The following is an 18,854-nucleotide window of genomic DNA, read 5'->3' on the forward strand; positions in this document are numbered from 1 at the left end:
GCTTGATTCCCGCTTGCTTCCCCTTAATCGGCGGCGGATAAAGGTCCGCGTCGAAAAGTGAAAATCGCGGCGCCCATTGCGGAAAACACGGTAATCAGCAAGGGGACAGGCCGCTTAGTATCTCTTTTTAACAGTTTGTTCCTTTGCGGCGCAAGCCACTGGGAAGCGCCGGGAGGTCAGCAAGAGTCAAGCCCCGAGGACGCCGCACTCGGTCGGTCGACCGCATTCGCGTGAGCACTGTCACGTGAAGCGCCTGCGGTCCCGTCGAAACGCCTCTCGCACGCAGCGTCCGGGCGCGCGGTTTTTCATTGCAGAAGAACGGAGACAGCTCGATGAACCAGCCCGCAGTAGTCGAACAAAACAATAACAATGCCATCGACGTCGAAGCGCCGGCCTACGTCCGGCACGCAAGACTGATCGAATGGGTTCAACGCGTCGCGGCGCTCACCAAGCCGGAACGCATCGTCTGGTGCGACGGCTCGCAAGAGGAATACGACCGGCTCTGCGCACAGATGGTCGCCGCCGGCACCATGAAGAAGCTCAATCCCGAAAAACGCCCGAACTCGTACCTCGCGTGCTCCGATCCATCGGACGTGGCGCGCGTCGAGGATAGAACGTTCATCTGCTCGCAGCGTCGCGAAGACGCCGGCCCGACGAACAACTGGATCGACCCGCAGGAAATGCGCACGACGCTCGACGGCCTCTTCGACGGCGCCATGCGCGGCCGCACGATGTACGTCGTGCCGTTCTCGATGGGCCCGCTCGGCTCGCCTATCGCGCATATCGGCGTGGAACTGTCGGATAGCCCGTACGTCGTCACGAACATGCGCATCATGACGCGCATGGGCCGCGAGGTGTACGACGTGCTCGGCGCGGACGGCGAGTTCGTGCCGTGCGTGCACTCGGTCGGCGCGCCGCTCGCGGACGGCCGCAAGGACGTGCCGTGGCCGTGCAACGACACGAAGTACATCGTGCATTTCCCCGAATCGCGCGAGATCTGGAGCTTCGGCTCGGGCTACGGCGGCAACGCGCTGCTCGGCAAGAAGTGTTTCGCGCTGCGCATTGCATCGACCATGGGCCGCGACGAGGGCTGGCTCGCCGAGCACATGCTGATTTTGGGCGTCACGTCGCCGCAAGGGCGCAAGTACCACGTCGCGGCGGCGTTCCCGTCCGCGTGCGGCAAGACCAACTTCGCGATGCTGATTCCGCCTTCCGACCTCAATGGTTGGAAAGTGACGACCATCGGCGACGACATCGCGTGGATCAAGCCGGGCCGCGACGGCCGTCTCTACGCGATCAACCCGGAAGCGGGCTATTTCGGCGTCGCGCCGGGCACGAGCGAAAAGACCAACTTCAACGCGATGGCGACGCTCAAGGAGAACGTGATCTTCACGAACGTCGCGCTGACCGACGACGGCGACGTCTGGTGGGAAGGCATGACCGACGCGCCGCCCGCCCATCTGATCGACTGGCAGGGCCGCGACTGGACGCCGGAAATCGCGAAGGAGACCGGCGCGAAGGCCGCGCACCCGAACGCGCGGTTTACTGCGCCCGCGTCGCAGTGTCCGTCGATCGATCCGGACTGGGAGAACCCGGCCGGCGTGCCGATCGACGCGTTCGTCTTCGGCGGACGGCGCTCGAACACGGTGCCGCTCGTGACCGAAGCGCGCGACTGGAAGGAAGGCGTCTACATGGCCGCGACGATGGGGTCCGAAACCACGGCCGCCGCGGCGGGCCAGCAGGGCGTCGTGCGCCGCGATCCGTTCGCGATGTTGCCGTTCTGCGGCTACAACATGAGCGACTACTTCGGACATTGGCTCAAGATGGGCGAGCGCCTGCAAGCGCAGAACGCGAAGCCGCCGAAGTTCTTCTGCGTCAACTGGTTCCGCAAGGGCGAGGACGGCAAGTTCGTGTGGCCGGGCTTCGGCGAGAACATGCGCGTGCTGAACTGGATGGTCGGTCGCATCGAAGGCACGGCGAGCGGCGAGGAACACGCGTTCGGCATCTCGCCGCGCTATGAAGACATCGACTGGGGCGCGCTCGATTTCACGCGCGAGCAATTCCAGCAGGTCATCTCGGTGAACGACGCCGCGTGGCGCGACGAACTCACTCTGCACGACGAGTTGTTCGCAAAGCTTCAGCAAGGGCTGCCGGACGCGCTTCCGGAAGCCAAGGCGGACATGGAAAAGCGTCTGGCCGCCTGATCGTCTTTGCGTTGCAGTCGCCCGGTGGCTGACGCTGCCGGGCGCGCCTTCCCTCCAAGAAGATGACCGAACGGTCATCTTTCTCCGCCGAAGCCGCTTCCCTCACGATTTTTTCCTAAAAACGACGGCGGGTCCGCAACTTCTGCACGAATCTTCGAGTCCTAGGATAATTCTGAATTGCCTTGCAGCAGGATTTATAGCCGCGTGGCGGCAGGAGTTGTCCCATGGATCATTTGCAGTCGATGAAGGTGTTCGTTCGCGTGGCCGATCTTGGCAGTTTTGCCCGGGCCGCAAGCGCGATGGACATCTCGAACGCGGTGGCGACGCGCCACGTCGCCGATCTGGAAAGTCGTCTCGGCACGCGTCTGCTCAACCGCACGACGCGCAGCCTTTCGCTCACGGAATCCGGTCAGGTGTATCTTGAGCGGGCGCGCCAGATTCTCGATGAACTCGAAGATGTCGAACAGATGGTGGTCGCGCGCAATCACGAGCCGCTAGGTTCCCTGCGCATTGTCGCGCCGGTCGTGTTCGGGCTGCACAATCTCGCGCCCGTCTTGCAGACGTACGCGCAGCGCTATCCGAAAGTCGTGCCCGACGTGACGCTGGTGGACCGCCAGGTCGATCTCGTCGAGGAAGGGTTCGATGTCGGCATCGTCATTGCGCGGCAGGTGAAGAGCGCGAGCGTCGTGACGCGACGCCTGACCACGGGCTGCATGACCGTGTGCGCGACGCCCGAATACCTCGAAAAGCACGGCACGCCGACGCGGCCGGAACATTTGCTGGAGCATCCGTGCCTGAGTCTGCCGTCCGAGTATTGGGGCGACGAGCGCGTGTTCACGGGTCCGGACGGCGAAGTGCGCGTGCGGCCGCAGAACGTGATCATCGCGAACAATACCGAGATGCTGCGGCAGTTCGCGTTGCTCGGCATGGGCATCGCGATTTTGCCGAGCTATCTGATCGGCAACGACATGAACCGAAATCAACTGGTGCGGCTGCTCGGCGACTATCAGCTGCCGCAGGTCGAAATCAACGTCGCGTATCCGAGCCGGCGGCACTTGCCCGCGAAGGTTCGAACGTTCATCGATCATCTCGTCGAGCACTTCAGCCAGACGCCGAATCATCAGCTCGGCGAGCAATGGATTCGCGATGGCATCGGCAAGCCGGCGGCCGCGAGCAGCGCGGAAGCCCACTACGCTCACGCCGATGAAGCCAAAGCGCCGCCGCCCGCGCCGCGTTCCCGCTCGATGGACGGCGAACTCGGCCCGAAGCTGGCGAAGCCTTCGCGAACGCGAGGGCGCGTGCCGGCAGCGTCGCCGTTCTGATTGACAGCGCGCGTTCGTAGCGCGCATCGGACAAAAAAAGCCCGCGAATCGCTTCGCGGGCTTTTTGCTTTTAGGCCGGCGCGGCGGATCAACTCGCTTTACGCGCCGCCGTCTTCTTTGCCGCCGCTTTCTTCGCCGGGGCCTTCTTTGCCGCGACCGTCTTGGTGGCCGCCTTCCGTGTCGTCTTCGCGGCTACGGCGACGTCGCTATCGCCTTCGTCCGCGCTGTCGGTCTGGGCATCGGCGGTCGCGCCCCGCTTCGCCGCCGCTGTCTTCGCGCCCGGCTTGGCCTCTTTCTTCTCGAATTCGAAGCCGATCTTGCCGTCCGGTTGCTTGACGAGATACGCCTTGAAGTTGCGCCCCGTCCGCGACGACTTGAAGTTCGTCAGCAGATCGGTGCGGCCTTCGTTCAGCAGCTTCTCCATCTGCTCGCGCGCAATTTCTTGCTGCAAGATCACTTTGCCCGAGCGGAAATCGCAGGTCTTCGGATTCGCGACCGAGTTCTCGCACACGAAGCTCATGCCGTGCTCGAACACGCGCGACTGACACTTCGGACACGCGCCGACGGGCGTTTGCTCGGAGAAATCGGGCGGTTCGCCGTCCTCGCCGCCGGTGTCCTGACCGAAATCGAACTCCAGCTTGAAGTTCTTGATCTCGTCGTCGAACGCGAGCTTGAGAATGGCCGAAAACGGACGTCCCATCTTGCTGCGAAAACCCGACAGCGGACCGATGGTCTTCTCGCGCAGCAGTTCCTCGACTTCCGGGATCTCGAACTGACGGCCGCCCGGAATCTTCGAGATCGAGAACTCGCACTTCGTGCACGCAAAGCGCCGGTAGTTCTCCTTCACCTGCGCGCCGCAATTCGGGCACGGCGTCTCCAGCGTCGCGTAATCGCCGGGAATCGTGTCGGAGTCGTATTCCTTCGCGCGCTTCACGATGGTCTGCGTCATGCGCGCGATTTCCTGCATGAACGCGTCCCGATGCAGATTTCCGCGCTCCATCTGCGAGAGCTTGTGCTCCCATTCGCCGGTCAACTCCGGCGCGGTCAGTTCCTCGACGCCGAGCCCGCGCAAGAGCGTCATCAACTGGAACGCCTTGGCGGTCGGGATCAGCTCCCGGCCCTCGCGCACCATGTACTTCTCGCCGAGCAGCCCTTCGATGATGGCGGCGCGCGTGGCCGGCGTGCCGAGGCCCTTCGCGGCCATCGCTTCGCGCAATTCCTCGTCCTCGACGAGCTTGCCCGCGCCTTCCATCGCCGACAGCAGCGACGCCTCGTTGTAACGCGCGGGCGGCTTGGTCACGAGCCCATGCGCCTCGACCTTCTCGACGTCGACCGTTTCGCCCTTCTGCACCGGCACCAGATTGCCTTCCTCGCCCGCGGCTTCGCGGCCGTAGACCTGCAACCAGCCCGGCTCCACGAGCACCTTGCCTTCGGTCTTGAAGTGATGCCCCGAGACTTCGGTGATGCGCGTGGTGACGAGGTACTCCGCCGCCGGGAAGAACACCGACAGGAACCGCTTCACGACGAGGTCATACAGCTTCTGCTCGGGCTCGGACAGCGCTTTGGGCGCTTGCAGCGTCGGAATGATGGCGAAGTGGTCGCTGATCTTCGAGTTGTCGAAGATGCGCTTGTTCGGCTTCACCCAGCCCTTGTCGAGCACCTGCTTGGCAAACGGCAAGTAGTTGTTGCTCTCCTTGAGCATGGTCAGCGTTTCCTTGACCGTGCCCAAGTAGTCTTCCGGCAGCGCGCGCGAATCCGTACGCGGGTAGGTCAGGACCTTGTGCTTCTCATAGAGCGCCTGCGCGAGCCCGAGCGTGTTCTTCGCCGAGAAGCCGAAGCGGCTGTTGGCTTCGCGCTGAAGGCTCGTCAGGTCGAAGAGGAGCGGCGACATCTGCGTGGACGGCTTCGATTCTTCCGTCACCGTGCCGGTTTTGCCGCGGCACGCCGCGACGACCGATTCAGCCGCCGCGAGACTCCACAGACGCGAGTCGCGCTGCTCGGGATCGTTCTCGACGCGCTTGAACTTCGGGTCGAACCAGCGGCCTTCGTAAAGTCCCTTCGCCGCGATGAATTCCGCGCGCACTTCCCAATAGTCGCGCGGCACGAACCGGCGAATTTTCTCTTCACGTTCGACGACGATCGACAAAGTTGGCGTCTGAACGCGGCCGACGGTCGTCAGAAAGAAACCGCCGCCCTTGCTGTTGAACGCGGTCATCGCCCGCGTGCCGTTGATGCCGACGAGCCAGTCCGCCTCCGAGCGGCAACGCGCGGCGTCCGCAAGCGGCTGCATGTCCGCGTCGCTGCGCAGATTCGCGAAGCCTTCGCGGATGGCGGCGGGCGTCATCGACTGAAGCCAGAGGCGCTGGATGGGCTGCTTCGCTTTGGCGTGCTGCGCGATGAGGCGGAAGATCAGCTCGCCCTCGCGCCCCGCGTCGCATGCGTTGATGAGCCGGTCGATATCCTTGCGCTTCAAGAGCTTGGTCAGGACCTTCAGCCGCGATTCGCTTTTCGCGATGGGATTCAGATCGAAATGCGGCGGAATCACCGGCAGGTTCGCGAAGCTCCATTTGCCGCGCTTGACGTCGTATTCCTCCGGCGCGGCGATTTCCAGCAGGTGGCCGACCGCGGACGAGAGCACGTAGTCGTCGCTCTCGTAGTACTCGTCATGCTTGGTGAAGCCGCCCAGCGCGCGCGCGATGTCGTTCGCGACGGAGGGCTTCTCAGCGATGATCAGGGCTTTGGACATGACTCAATATGGTTGGGAACTGGCAGCGGCCCCGTTTGGACCGCTTTAACGACCGCTTTATAGCACACGGTTTGCGCCGTGAGCGTCGCGGTTTCGATAACGACGCCCGGCGAAGCGGCGCCCGGGCGCGTTTCGGAAGGCGCAACCGGGTGGCGCCGATCCGTTTTGTCTACGCTATAGCAAGCGCCGGGCGCAGCTTGGGCGCGCCGGTCATGTCGGGCAGGGCGGTGAGGTCCGTGAGCATGCGCTCGACGATTGAGACCTGCGGCAGCACCGTGCCGAAAAATCGGGTCGTGACGGAATCCTCGATGAGAATGGTCGGGAAATTTTCGACGTCCAGGTCATCGAAGCGGTCCGCCTGGTTCTCGATGTCGATCCACGCGAAGCAGATGTCCGGATGCGCGTCGGCCAGCTTATTGAAGCCGTCGCGATAATCCCGGCACGTTCCGCACCACTCCGCGCACAGGCAGGCGACGAACAGCGTGCCCGGCACGGCGAGGCGTTCGGCGATTTGTTCGGCGTCGGTATCGAGATTGAACGCGGACATGGGTTGGAGACAATCCTTTCTTATGGCAAAGCCGTGCGGCGCAATTTCTCGCGAATGTAGCACGAGGCGGGCTCAGGAGCGTTCGAGCGCCCCGTACCGGCCGCCCGGCAGCGCCGTCGCCAGCCCGGCGAGTTCGAGCTGGAGCAGCGCGCCTTGAAGCGCCGCGCCGTCGAGATCGGTACGCTCGGCCAGAATTTCAAGCGTCGCGGGCGCGTGACCGAGCGCGGCGAGCACGCGTTCGGCGTCGTCCGTCGGGGCGTCGGCAGGCACGCGTGCGGACGCCCACGACGCGCTCGGCGCTCGCGGCTTGCCGCGCCGGCCCGACGCGGGCGCCTGAGCGGCCGGGAAGCCGAACTCTTCGAGCACGTCTTCCGGCGTTTCGACGAGCTTCGCGCCCTGTTTGATGAGCCGGTGGCAGCCCTGCGACAGCGGCGCGTGAATCGATCCGGGAATCGCGAAAACGTCGCGCCCGATCTCGGCGGCCAGGCGCGCGGTGATGAGCGAACCCGAGCGCATCGCGGCTTCGACGATCAGCACGCCGCTCGACAATCCCGCGATCAGCCGGTTGCGCTGCGGGAAGTTCGCGGATCGCGCGGGCGTGCCGAGCGGCCATTCCGACAGAATCGCGCCGTCGCGGGCGATTTCGTGCGCGAGCGTGTGGTTGTGCGCCGGATACACGAGATCCGCGCCCGTGCCGATGACGGCGATCGTCCCCGCGCGGCCGTCGAGCGCGCCGCGATGCGCGGCGGCGTCGATGCCGAGCGCGAGCCCCGATACGACGGCGAGTCCGGCATCCGAAAGCGCCCGTGCGAAGCGCCGCGCGTCTTCCGCGCCTTGCGGCGTCGCGTTCCGGCTGCCGACGATCGCCACCGCCCGCGACTGAAGCACGTCGAGCCGCCCTTTCGCGTAGAGCACGGGCGGCGGGTCGGGCATGGTCAAGAGCGCCTGCGGATACTGGGCGTCCGCCAGCGTGAGCAGATGATTGCCGGGCTCGGACGCCCAATCGCGCACGCATTCAATATAGTCATCGAAGGGAACGCCTTCGACGTCCGCTGGCGGCGCGGTCACGGCTTTCGCCGCGCTTTCGTCCGTGGCGCGGGCGAGCGCGGCGAAGCTCTCCGACAGCACTTCGAGCGGCCCGCCGAACGCGCCGAGCAATGTGCGCAGCGCGAGCGGGCGCAAGCCTTTCGCGTGCGCGAGCCGCAGCCACGCGCGAAATTCGTCGGATTCGGTTGTCGGCGAGGCGCTTTCAGCAAGGGGCGCCGGGTCGGTCGGCAGGGTGTCGGTCGTCATGTTAAGATTTTTGATCCCGTACAAATAATGAATCGTCGCCCGGCCGCGCTGCCGGTCCGTAGCGACGCTGTCTGCCGCTTGCCGGCGGCGTTGAATCCCGTGGATTCGCCCGCATATCTTCGGCAAGCCGCAAGGCCCCCGCAACCTGGCCGAATGGCCGACTTCACCGCGTCGTGGCGCGTGTAGATAATCCGAATCATGGCTCTGCTCAAGATACTTAACTACCCGGACAAGCGGCTGAACAAGGTGGCGAAGCCCGTCGCCGTGGTGGACGACCGCATCCGCAAGCTCGTCGCCGACATGGCCGAGACGATGTACGCCGCGCCCGGCGTCGGCCTCGCGGCGACGCAGGTGGACGTGCACGAGCGCGTGATCGTCATCGACGTTTCGGACGCGCACGACGAACTGATGGTCTTCATCAATCCGGAAATCGTCTGGGCGAGCGAGGTCAAGAAGGACTGGGAAGAGGGCTGTCTGTCGGTGCCGGGCATTTACGACGTCGTCGAGCGGCCGGACCGGGTTCGCGTGAGGGCGCTCAATGAGAAGGGCGAGACGTTCGAGCTCGATTGCGAAGGGTTGCTCGCCGTGTGCGTGCAGCACGAAATCGATCACCTGGACGGGCACGTCTTCGTGGAATATCTGTCGCAACTCAAGCAGACGCGCATTCGCGGGAAGATGAAAAAGCTCGAAAAGGCGCTGTAACCGGCGGTACGATTCACGTTTTTGCAGGCGCGCCGAACGGCGCTTTCTCCGATGACTCAATCGCTGCGTGTCGTTTTCGCCGGTACGCCTGAATTCGCCGCCGCGGCCCTCGCGGCCATCCACGCGGCAGGCTTTCCGGTTCCTCTCGTTCTCACGCAGCCCGATCGCCCCGCCGGTCGCGGCATGAAACTGACCGCCAGTCCGGTCAAGCGTTTCGCGGTGGAGCACGGTCTGCCGGTCGCGCAGCCGACATCGCTCAGGCGTGCGGGCAAATACCCGGAAGAGGCGGCGCAAGCCATCGATTTGTTGCGCGCCACGCCGCACGATGTGATGGTCGTGGCGGCCTACGGCCTGATCCTGCCGCAGGAAGTGCTCGATATCCCGCCGCGCGGCGCGATCAATATTCACGCATCGCTGTTGCCGCGCTGGCGCGGGGCCGCCCCGATCCATCGCGCAATCGAAGCGGGCGACGCGCAAACGGGCATCACGCTCATGCAGATGGACGCCGGTCTCGACACCGGCGCCATGATCCGCGAAGTCCGCACGCCCATCCTTCCGGACGACACCACCGCCACGCTGCACGACCGGCTCGCGCAGATGGGCGCGGAACTGATCGTCGCGGCCCTGCGCGATCTCGAACGCGACGGCACGCTTCCCGCCACGCCTCAGCCCGAAGACGGCACCACCTACGCTGAAAAGATCGCGAAGCACGAGGCGGCGCTCGACTGGCGTCGCCCGGCGGACGAACTCGCGCGACAAGTCCGCGCGTTCGATCCGTTCCCGGGCGCTGCCGGCACGCTGGACGACACGGCGATCAAGATCTGGTCGGCGCAGCCGCTTAACGATGCGCACGGGCAGCAGCCGGGCGTCATTCTGGACGTCTCCGCGGAAGGCATCGTCGTGGCTTGCGGCTACGGCGCGCTCAAGCTGACGCAGCTACAGAAGCCGGGCGGCAAGCGGCTCGCGGCGCGCGAATTTCTGGCGGGAACGCCTCTGTCGAAGGGGCAACGTTTCGCCGTTCACGAAGACGCGCGCAGCATAGAATAAAAAGTCGCTCACGTTTCTCGGGGTCGCCATGCTCGGCATTACAGGTTTCGCCTTCTTTCTCGTCGCCGTGTTCCTGCTGAACGTCACGCCGGGGCCGGACACCGCGTACATCGTCGGGCGCAGCGTCGCGCAAGGGCGCGGCGCGGGCATTGTGTCGGCGCTCGGCATTTCGGCGGGATGCGTCGTGCATACGCTCGCCTGCGCGTTCGGCCTCACGGCGATCCTCGCGGCATCGGCGACGGCATTCACCGTCGTCAAGATCGCGGGCGCGATCTATCTGATTTACCTCGGCGTGCGGCTGATTTTCACGAAGCACGAGGCCGCGAGCGACGTGGCATCCGCCAAAGCCAGCGCCAGGACCGCGCCGAAGTCGCTGCGCCAGCTTTTCACGCAGGGCTTTGTCACCAACGTGCTCAACCCGAAGGTCGTGCTCTTCTTCGTCTCGTTTTTCCCGCAGTTCGTCGCGGCCGACAGCCAGCACAAAACGCTCGCGTTTCTCACGCTCGGCCTCGTGTTCATCGCGATGAGCACCGTCTGGAACAGCTTCGTCGCGTGGATCGCGGGCAGCGTCACGCAGCGCTTCTCCGGGAAACCGGGCGTGAAGAAGTGGCTGGATCGCGGCGTGGGCGGCGCGTTCGTCGGTCTCGGCATCAAACTGGCCACCTCCCACCGATAGTTGAATTTTTTGCGGATGCCCCTATCTAACGTTTTGCTTACAATGAGCGTCCCGGCCGACGTGGGCGGGACCACCGCGCAAATGGCGCACCGTGTTTAGGGAGAAGGAGCTCTGCATATGTTCAACTGGGTCAAAACCGCGATGCTGATGGCAGCGATCACGGCCCTTTTCGTCGTGATCGGCGGCATGATCGGCGGGTCGAAGGGCATGATGCTCGCGCTCGTCGTCGCGCTCGGCATGAATTTCTTCTCGTACTGGTTCTCGGACAAGATGGTCCTGCGCATGTACAACGCGCAGGAAGTCGACGAAACCACCGCGCCGCAGTTCTATCGCATGGTGCGCGAGCTGGCCACGCGCGCGCAATTGCCGATGCCGCGCGTCTATCTCATCAACGAAGACGCGCCGAACGCGTTTGCCACCGGCCGCAATCCGGAGCACGCGGCGGTCGCGGCGACGACCGGCATCCTGCGCGTGCTGTCCGAGCGCGAAATGCGTGGCGTGATGGCGCACGAACTGGCGCACGTGAAGCATCGCGACATTCTCATCTCGACCATCTCCGCGACGATGGCCGGCGCGATCTCGGCGCTCGCGAACTTCGCGATGTTCTTCGGCGGCCGCGACGAGGAAGGCCGTCCGGCCAATCCGATCGCGAGCATTGCCGTGGCGATTCTCGCGCCGATCGCGGGCGCGATGATCCAGATGGCGATTTCCCGCGCGCGCGAGTTCGAGGCGGACCGCGGCGGCGCGCAGATCTCGGGCGATCCGCAGGCGCTCGCGAGCGCGCTGGAGAAGATTCATGCGTACGCGTCCGGCGTGCCGTTCCCGACGGCGGAAGCGCACCCTGCCACCGCGCAGATGATGATCATGAATCCGCTGTCCGGCGGCAGCATCGCGAATCTGTTCTCGACGCACCCGGCCACCGAAGAGCGCGTCGCGCGTCTCATGGAAATGGCGCGGACCGGGCGCATGTAAGCGCGTCGCGTCGGTAGTCGAAAGCAAGGCCGCTCCGGCACGTCCGGGCGGCCTTTTTCTTTGTTCCCGGCGCATCGGTCGCCTTTGTGGCGCACGTTACAATCGTCGTTTGATATGCGCGCGTCAGCCGCAAAACCCCATCTCGACATGACAGACAAGCCTTCCCGGCGATCCGCCGCCGCGCACCCGCCGCACGGGCACGCTCGCATGAGCGCGCTGCATCTCGCGCCCGATTCGCTCGCGTTCGCGCTCGACGGCGCGGCGCAAGCCGTCGGCGCGGTCCGGGCAGGTTCGGCGTTGCCCGCGGCCATCCAGACGGTCGCGGCGTCGGGCAAGCATGCGGCGGCGCGTGGCGCGATTCAGGACATCGCGTATCGCACGATGCGAAGGCTCGCGCTCGCCGATGCGCTCTTGCACAAGCTCGTGCGCAAGGCGCCGCCGCCGCATGTGAGCAACGTGCTCGCGTGCGCGTTCGCTTTGCTGGCGGACGACGAAGCGCACGCGGCGTATGCGCCGTTCACCGTGGTCGATCAGGCGGTGAGTTCGATCGCCGCGCGGCGCGAGTTCTCCTTCGCGAAGGGGCTTGTGAACGCGGTGCTGCGCAACTTCCTGCGCGAACGCGACGCGCTTATCGCCGAAGCGATGCAAAGCCCCGTCGCGCGCTGGAACTATCCGCAATGGTGGATCGACGCTGTGAAGCGCGCCCAGCCCGACGCGTGGGAGCGCATTCTCGCGGCGGGCAACGTGCAGGGGCCGCTCACGTTGCGCGTGAATGCGCGGCACATGAGCGTGAGCGCCTATTTGGACGTCCTGACGTCCGAACACATCGAAGCGCGCGCAGCGGGGCAGCACGCGGTTCGGCTGAACACGCCGATGCCGGTCGATCGCATTCCCGGCTTCGCAGACGGCGTCGTGTCCGTGCAGGACGCGGGCGCGCAGCTCGCCGCGCAGTTGCTCAATGTCCGCGACGGCATGCGCGTGCTCGACGCGTGCGCCGCGCCCGGCGGCAAGACCGGCCACATTCTGGAGCTGGCGAACGTCGAACTCGTCGCGCTGGAAAGCGATGCGACGCGCGCGGGCCGCATCGCGCAGAACCTGGAGCGGCTCAAGCTGCAAGCGGACATTCGCGTGGGCGATGCAGGCGATCCGTCGCAGTGGTTCGACGGCGCGCCGTTCGATCGCATCCTCGCGGACGTGCCGTGTTCTGCGTCGGGCATCGTGCGGCGTCATCCGGACATTCGCTGGCTGCGTCGTTCGTCCGACATCGCCGCGCTCGTCGCTGAACAACGGCGCATTCTCGCGGCGCTGTGGCCGCTCGTCGCGAAAGGCGGCGAACTGCTCTACGTGACGTGCTCCATCTTCCCGGAAGAGGGCGAAGAACAAGCCCGCTGGTTTGGAGCGTCGCATGAAGATGCGGTACGATTGGACGCGCCGGGGCAACTGTTGCCGACAGCGGCGCGCGCAAGCGCGGGTGCGGTTCAAGCGTCACCGGATGGTACACATGCCGAACGCGCCGGTTCCGGCGAGGCAGAGAACGCAGGTCCGCCGTCGAGTTTCAACGCGGAAACCTTCGCGGATCACGACGGATTCTTCTACGCGCGCTTTCAGAAACGGTGACGATCAAACGCTTTCTTCCGCTTCGGCTCGCGGCCGTCATCTGGACTGCGCTGACGCTCTGGCTGAGTTTCATGCCGGCTGCGCCCGCCTTCGCCGAGACCATCTCGGTGCAGCGCGCGTCCTTGCAGGCGGATAACAACGGCTGGAGCCTCGATGCGCACTTCGACTTCGATCTCAACAGCAGCCTCGAAGAAGCCGTGAATCGCAGTGTGCCGCTCTACTTCACCATCGACTTCACGCTTTCACGGCCGCGCTGGTACTGGTTCGACGAAGAGCCGGTCACCGTATCGCAAAGCATTCGGCTCTCCTATCAGCCGCTCACGAACGAGTACCGCGTCTCGACGGGCGGCTTGCAATTGCGCTTCGCTTCGCTCAATGAGGCGCTCGCGGTCATCAAGCATGTGGCGTCGTGGCATGTGATCGACCGTAATCAGGTACATGGCGGAGAAACGTACACCGCATCGGTGCGCATGCAGTTGGATATCGCGCTGATGCCCAAGCCGTTCCAGATCGACGCGGTCAACAACCGCGACTGGAACCTGTCCTCTGACTGGAAGCGGTTCACTTTTACGGCGGCGGAACGTGCGAAATAGATTTCGACGCGGCCGCACGGACATGAAGAGTTTCGTGGTCCGGTTGCTGGTCACCACAGTCGCGCTCACGGCGGTTCTGCTGCTCGTGATGCTCGCGCTCGCGAGCGCGAATACCGAATTCTTCGACCGCTATTACGGCTGGCTCTACGCGGCGAACGTGGCGGTGGCGCTCATCTTCATGCTGATCGTCATCAGCCTGACGCTGATTATCGTGTCGCGCGTGCGGCAGGGGCGCTTCGGCACGCGGCTCCTTGCCAAGCTCGCGCTGATCTTCGCGCTCGTGGGCGTGCTGCCGGGCGCTATCATCTACGTCGTGTCGTATCAGTTCGTGTCCCGAAGCATCGAGTCGTGGTTCGATGTGAACGTGGAAACCGCGCTCACGTCGGGCTTGACGCTCGGGCGCGGCATGCTCGAAACGTCGCTCGCGGATTTCAAAAACCGCGGCCGGCAAATGAGCGATCAACTCGCGAGCGCCGATCCGTCGAGCCTCACGCTGACGCTCTTGCGCCTGCGCGATCAGTTCGGTGTGCAGGACGCCGTCGTGTTCGAGCGTCCGCGCGATCAGTACAACCGCGAAGACCTGAACGCGGGAGGACCGTTGCAGCGCGTGGCGGGCTTGCGGACCATCGCGCAGGCGTCGGGCAACTACTATTCGCTCTTGCCCACGAACGAGCCGACCAGCGCCATGCTGAAGGAAGCGCAGGATCGTCCGTTCGGCGCGATAGAAGGCGAAATCGACGGCGATCCGAAATCGAACGGGCCGAAGGGCGCGCTGCGGCTGCGCGTCATTACGAAGATTCCGGACCCGACGACGACCACCGAATTCCAGCACGTCGACCGCTTCTTGCAGATCGAGCAGCCGGTGAGTCAGGAACTCGCGCGCAACGCCGACGCCGTGCAGCGCGCGTATCGCGAGTATCAGGAAAAGCGGCTCGGGCGTACCGGCTTGCGCAAGATGTATATCGGCACGCTGACGCTCGCGCTCTTCCTCGCCACCTTCATCGCGATGATGCTCGCGCTCGCGCTCGGCAATCAGCTTGCGCGGCCGCTCTTCCTGCTCGCGCAAGGCACGAAGGAAGTGGCCGAAGGCGACTACACGCCCAAACGCGAGATCAATTCGCGCGATGAACTCGGCTTCCTCACGCAGTCCTTCAATGCGATGACGCGCCAGCTTTCGGAAGCGCGCGCGGCGGTGGAGAACAACCGCATCGCGCTCGAACATTCGAAGGCGTATCTCGAAAGCATTCTCGCGAACCTCACGGCGGGCGTGTTCGTGTTCGACCGGCAGTTCCGGCTCACCACCGCGAATCGCGGCGCGGAGCGTATCTTTCGGCAGCCGTTCCGCGCGTTGCAGGGCCATTCGCTCGATCAGATCGACGTGCTCGCTGAATTCGGCGCGATGGTGAAGAAAGCGTTCGCCGAGCGCGATGCGGCGGCTATCGGCAGCGGGCATCCGACAGGAGATCGCGGGCACTGGCAGCAGCAGGTGGCCGTGACCGTGCCGGGTGAGAACGATCCGCTGACGCTGCTCGTGCGCGGCACGCAATTGCTGAGCGCCACCGAGAGCGATACCGAAGACGCGGAGACCACCGGCTATGTCGTCGTCTTCGACGACATCTCCGACGTCATCTCCGCGCAGCGTTCCGTGGCGTGGGGCGAAGTGGCGCGGCGTCTCGCGCATGAGATCAAGAATCCGCTCACGCCTATTCAGCTTTCCGCCGAGCGTCTGCAAATGAAGCTCGCCGACAAGCTCGCGCCGCAAGATGCCGAAGTGCTCAAGCGCGCATCGACGACCATCGTGAATCAGGTGCAGGCCATGAAGCACATGGTCGACGACTTCCGCGAATACGCGCGCACGCCGCCCGCCGTGCTCGGCAACCTGCAACTGAACGATCTCGTCGGCGAAGTGCTGGCGCTTTACGGCATCGAAGAAGGCAAGAGCCCGATCAAGGTGGATCTCGCGAAGCTGCCCGTGATCCGGGGCGACGCGACGCAGATTCGTCAGGTCATCCACAACCTGCTGCAGAACGCGCAGGACGCCGTCGCCGATGTGCCGGAGCCGCGCGTGCTGCTCGAAACGAGGACAGTAGAATATGGCGAGCCCGATGCCTCGGGTCATGCGCGCGTCGCGGTTCGTCTGAGCGTTTCGGATAACGGCGCGGGCTTTCCCGCGCGCATCCTGTCGCGGGCGTTCGAGCCTTACGTGACCACGAAGGCGAAGGGCACGGGTCTGGGACTTGCAACGGTAAAGAAGATCGTCGACGAGCATGGCGCGCGCATCGACATTCGCAATCGGTCGAAAACAGGCGACGTGGTGGAAGGCGCGCAAATCTCGATTCTGTTTCTTCAACTCGCGGACGACACCGCCGCCGATGGCGCAGCGCCTTCGACTCCGGCAGCCGCGAAACAGGGAACGACAAAAGCAACAGTGCAGACAAGGGCAGCTTAAATGGCAACCATCCTGGTGGTAGACGATGAAATGGGGATCCGGGAACTGCTCTCCGAGATCCTGAGCGACGAGGGGCACGTGGTGGACGTGGCGGAGAACGCGCAGCACGCGCGCGAATACCGCTTGCAGCAGACACCCGATCTCGTTCTGCTCGACATCTGGATGCCCGATACCGATGGCGTCACGCTTCTGAAGGAATGGGCCGCGCAAGGCAAGCTCACGATGCCGGTCATCATGATGTCGGGCCACGCGACCATCGACACGGCCGTCGAAGCGACGAAGATCGGCGCGCTCAACTTTCTCGAGAAACCCATCGCGCTGCAGAAGCTATTGAAGGCGGTCGAGCAGGGACTCGCGCACGGCACGGCGGCGCCCGCTGCGGTGGCGGCGACCAAGCCTGCGCTGAACGCGGGTAGCTCGGGCGTGCCGATCGCGGCGGCGCTGCCGACGGCTTCGGCGCTGAACGCATCGACGGGCGATTCGGGCGCGGGCGGCGCGGGGCAGAGTCAGGCGGGGCAGACGGCGTCGATCTCGTTCGACATTCCACTGCGCGATGCCCGCGACGCGTTCGAACGCGCGTACTTCGAATATCACCTCGCGCGCGAGAACGGCAGCATGACGCGCGTCGCGGAAAAGACGGGGCTGGAGCGCACGCACCTGTACCGGAAGCTGAAGCAGCTCGGCGTCGATCTCGGAAAGAACAAGAGCGAAGTTTGAGCGGCACGGGCGAGCCGATCAGGACGAAAGCGTGAAAATTTCGGTGAAAGGCTTGAGCACCGTGCCTGTCTCTGATATAGTCTCACTTCTTCGTTGGCCCGGTAGCTCAGTTGGTAGAGCAGCGGATTGAAAATCCGCGTGTCGGTGGTTCGATTCCGCCCCAGGCCACCAGAATGCAAGAAGCCCGAGAGTGTTTTCGCTCTCGGGCTTTTTCATTTGCGGCGTCGGGTGGTGCGCTCATGCGCCCAAAACGCCGGACGGCGAGCGCGGCGAACAATCGTTCAGCGTGATAAAATCCGCGTCGAATTAAGGACTTGCCTCGTCCTCGGACCGCAAGTCCTTTTCTTTTCGATGCCCCAAAGCATCGGGCAATGGCCTCGCTGGCTGCTATCGGAGGCATAAGGGCCGCCTGCGTCCGACAAAACGCCACCGGCCTATACTGGATTCGCAGATCGCCGCAGCGCGCGTGTTCAGCGCGACGCCGGTTATTCCACCGGCCATGCGGCGCACGACGCCAATCTCATACACGGAGTTTTCACGGTGACTCGGATAGACGCGAAGGACAGCGCTCTCGTGCTGTTTTCCGGCGGACAGGACTCGGCCACGTGCCTTGCATGGGCGCTCGAACGGTATAAGACCGTCGAGACGCTCGGCTTCGATTATGGCCAGCGGCATCGCGTTGAACTGGAATGCCGCGACGGGTTTCGCGCAGCGGTCGTGCGTGAGTTCCCGCATTGGGCCGAGCGGCTCGGCGAAGACCACATGATCGACTTGTCGGTGCTCGGCGCGATCAGCGATACGGCCATGACCCGCGAGATCGAGATTCAGTCGACCGCGAACGGCCTGCCGAACACCTTCGTGCCGGGCCGCAATCTGCTGTTCATGACGATTGCGGCGGCGCTCGCGTATCGGCGCGGATTGAAGGTGCTCGTCGGCGGCATGTGCGAGACGGATTTCTCCGGGTATCCCGATTGCCGCGACGACACCATGAAAGCGTTGCAGGTGGCGCTGAATCTCGGCATGGAAACGCGCTACGCGCTGGAAACGCCGCTCATGTGGCTCGACAAGGCCGACACCTGGCGTCTCGCGGAAGCGCTCGGCGGCGAAGCGCTCGTCGAACTCGTTCGCGTGGAAACGCATACATGCTATGTCGGCGAGCGTTCCGAGCTGCACGAATGGGGCTTCGGCTGCGGCCAGTGCCCGGCGTGCAAGCTGCGCAAGCGCGGCTACGAGGCGTATCGCGCGGGCGAGCAGGTCACCATCGAACCGGTCTGAATTCGAAGACAGACCACAGCCAGATCACACGGACGACAGAGCAGTCATGACGTACGCGGTAAAGGAAATCTTCTACACGTTGCAGGGCGAGGGCGCGAACGCCGGGCGTCCGGCCGTGTTCTGCCGCTTCGCCGGCTGCAATCTGTGGTCGGGCCGCGAGGAAGACCGCGCGGATGCGGTGTGCCGCTTCTGCGACACGGATTTCGTCGGCACGGACGGCGAGAACGGCGGCAAGTACAAGACGCCGGCGGACCTCGTCGCGAAGATCGCGTCGCTGTGGCCCGAGGGCGCGGCGCACAAGTTCGTCGTGTGCACGGGTGGCGAGCCGATGTTGCAGATCGACCAGCCGTTCGTCGACGCGCTTCACGCGGCGGGCTTCGAAATGGCGATCGAAACGAACGGGTCGATGGCCGTGCTGGAGAGCATCGACTGGATTTGCGTGAGCCCGAAGGCCGACGCGCCGCTCGTCGTCACGAAGGGCAACGAGCTGAAGGTCGTCGTGCCGCAGGACAATCAACGGCTCGCGGAATACGAAAAGCTCGACTTCGAGTACTTCCTCGTGCAGCCGATGGACGGCCCGTCGCGCGACATCAATACGAAGCTCGCGATCGACTGGTGCAAGCGGCATCCGAAATGGCGGCTGTCGATGCAGACGCACAAATACCTGAACATCCCCTGAAAGACGATCGAGCCG

At 64.5% G+C, this 18,854-nt stretch carries 15 protein-coding genes and 1 tRNA gene; 13 read left to right on the forward strand and 3 right to left on the reverse strand.

Translation table 11 applies throughout. The annotated features are described in order from the left end of the window. Positions 1-332: 332 nt before the first annotated feature. Positions 333-2,204 carry a phosphoenolpyruvate carboxykinase (GTP) gene (locus JYK05_RS00075; RefSeq protein WP_206467314.1) on the forward strand — a complete coding sequence of 624 codons (1,872 nt, stop codon included), beginning with the start codon at positions 333-335 and terminating at the stop codon, positions 2,202-2,204. Between the two features lie 224 nt (positions 2,205-2,428). Next, positions 2,429-3,526 carry a LysR family transcriptional regulator gene (locus tag JYK05_RS00080; protein ID WP_175938889.1) on the forward strand — a complete coding sequence of 366 codons (1,098 nt, stop codon included), beginning with the start codon at positions 2,429-2,431 and terminating at the stop codon, positions 3,524-3,526. Positions 3,527-3,614: 88 nt separating this feature from the next. Here the strand turns inward: JYK05_RS00080 and JYK05_RS00085 are convergent, their stop codons facing one another. The 3 genes from JYK05_RS00085 to dprA all read right to left on the reverse strand — a co-directional run bounded on the left by JYK05_RS00085 (position 3,615) and on the right by dprA (position 8,112). Beyond that, positions 3,615-6,272, reverse strand: coding sequence for a DNA topoisomerase III (locus JYK05_RS00085; protein ID WP_206467315.1), 2,658 nt, complete (start codon positions 6,270-6,272; stop codon positions 3,615-3,617). 169 nt (positions 6,273-6,441) lie between these two features. Next, positions 6,442-6,819, reverse strand: coding sequence for a thioredoxin family protein (locus JYK05_RS00090; protein WP_175938893.1), 378 nt, complete (start codon positions 6,817-6,819; stop codon positions 6,442-6,444). Between the two features lie 72 nt (positions 6,820-6,891). Continuing rightward, on the reverse strand, positions 6,892-8,112 hold the full coding sequence (gene dprA, locus JYK05_RS00095; RefSeq protein ID WP_206467316.1) for a DNA-processing protein DprA: 1,221 nt from the start codon (positions 8,110-8,112) through the stop codon (positions 6,892-6,894). Positions 8,113-8,310: 198 nt separating this feature from the next. Here dprA and def point away from each other — a divergent pair, with 198 nt between their 5' ends. The 11 genes from def (at position 8,311) to queE (ending at position 18,839) form a co-directional block, all read left to right on the forward strand. Continuing rightward, positions 8,311-8,814: a peptide deformylase gene (def, locus tag JYK05_RS00100; protein WP_206467317.1), complete on the forward strand. Its 504-nt coding sequence runs from the start codon at positions 8,311-8,313 to the stop codon at positions 8,812-8,814. Between the two features lie 51 nt (positions 8,815-8,865). Further along, the gene (fmt, locus tag JYK05_RS00105; protein WP_206467318.1) at positions 8,866-9,861 is read left to right on the forward strand and encodes a methionyl-tRNA formyltransferase; all 996 of its coding nucleotides are present in this window, start codon (positions 8,866-8,868) and stop codon (positions 9,859-9,861) included. Between the two features lie 28 nt (positions 9,862-9,889). After that, on the forward strand, positions 9,890-10,537 hold the full coding sequence (locus JYK05_RS00110; protein ID WP_206467319.1) for a LysE family translocator: 648 nt from the start codon (positions 9,890-9,892) through the stop codon (positions 10,535-10,537). A 117-nt stretch (positions 10,538-10,654) separates the two neighbouring features. Then, the gene (gene htpX, locus JYK05_RS00115; RefSeq protein ID WP_206467320.1) at positions 10,655-11,509 is read left to right on the forward strand and encodes a zinc metalloprotease HtpX; all 855 of its coding nucleotides are present in this window, start codon (positions 10,655-10,657) and stop codon (positions 11,507-11,509) included. Positions 11,510-11,656: 147 nt separating this feature from the next. Beyond that, the gene (gene rsmB / locus JYK05_RS00120; protein WP_206467321.1) at positions 11,657-13,126 is read left to right on the forward strand and encodes a 16S rRNA (cytosine(967)-C(5))-methyltransferase RsmB; all 1,470 of its coding nucleotides are present in this window, start codon (positions 11,657-11,659) and stop codon (positions 13,124-13,126) included. After that, positions 13,123-13,719, forward strand: coding sequence for a DUF4390 domain-containing protein (locus JYK05_RS00125; protein WP_175938905.1), 597 nt, complete (start codon positions 13,123-13,125; stop codon positions 13,717-13,719). The genes rsmB and JYK05_RS00125 overlap by 4 nt, the downstream gene beginning before the upstream one ends. Before the next feature lie 22 nt (positions 13,720-13,741). Further along, on the forward strand, positions 13,742-16,168 hold the full coding sequence (locus tag JYK05_RS00130; RefSeq protein WP_175938907.1) for a PAS domain-containing sensor histidine kinase: 2,427 nt from the start codon (positions 13,742-13,744) through the stop codon (positions 16,166-16,168). Continuing rightward, the gene (gene esaR / locus JYK05_RS00135) at positions 16,169-16,885 is read left to right on the forward strand and encodes a response regulator transcription factor EsaR (RefSeq protein WP_206467322.1); all 717 of its coding nucleotides are present in this window, start codon (positions 16,169-16,171) and stop codon (positions 16,883-16,885) included. A gap of 95 nt (positions 16,886-16,980) precedes the next feature. Continuing rightward, positions 16,981-17,056, forward strand: a tRNA-Phe gene (locus tag JYK05_RS00140). A gap of 369 nt (positions 17,057-17,425) precedes the next feature. Continuing rightward, positions 17,426-18,160 carry a 7-cyano-7-deazaguanine synthase QueC gene (gene queC / locus JYK05_RS00145; protein WP_206467323.1) on the forward strand — a complete coding sequence of 245 codons (735 nt, stop codon included), beginning with the start codon at positions 17,426-17,428 and terminating at the stop codon, positions 18,158-18,160. Between the two features lie 46 nt (positions 18,161-18,206). Beyond that, entirely contained in the window at positions 18,207-18,839 is a 633-nt protein-coding gene (queE, locus tag JYK05_RS00150) for a 7-carboxy-7-deazaguanine synthase (protein WP_175938912.1), read from the forward strand. The last annotated feature ends 15 nt before the right edge of the window (positions 18,840-18,854 follow it).

This window comes from Caballeronia sp. M1242 (genome assembly GCF_017220215.1).
GTDB lineage: Bacteria > Pseudomonadota > Gammaproteobacteria > Burkholderiales > Burkholderiaceae > Caballeronia.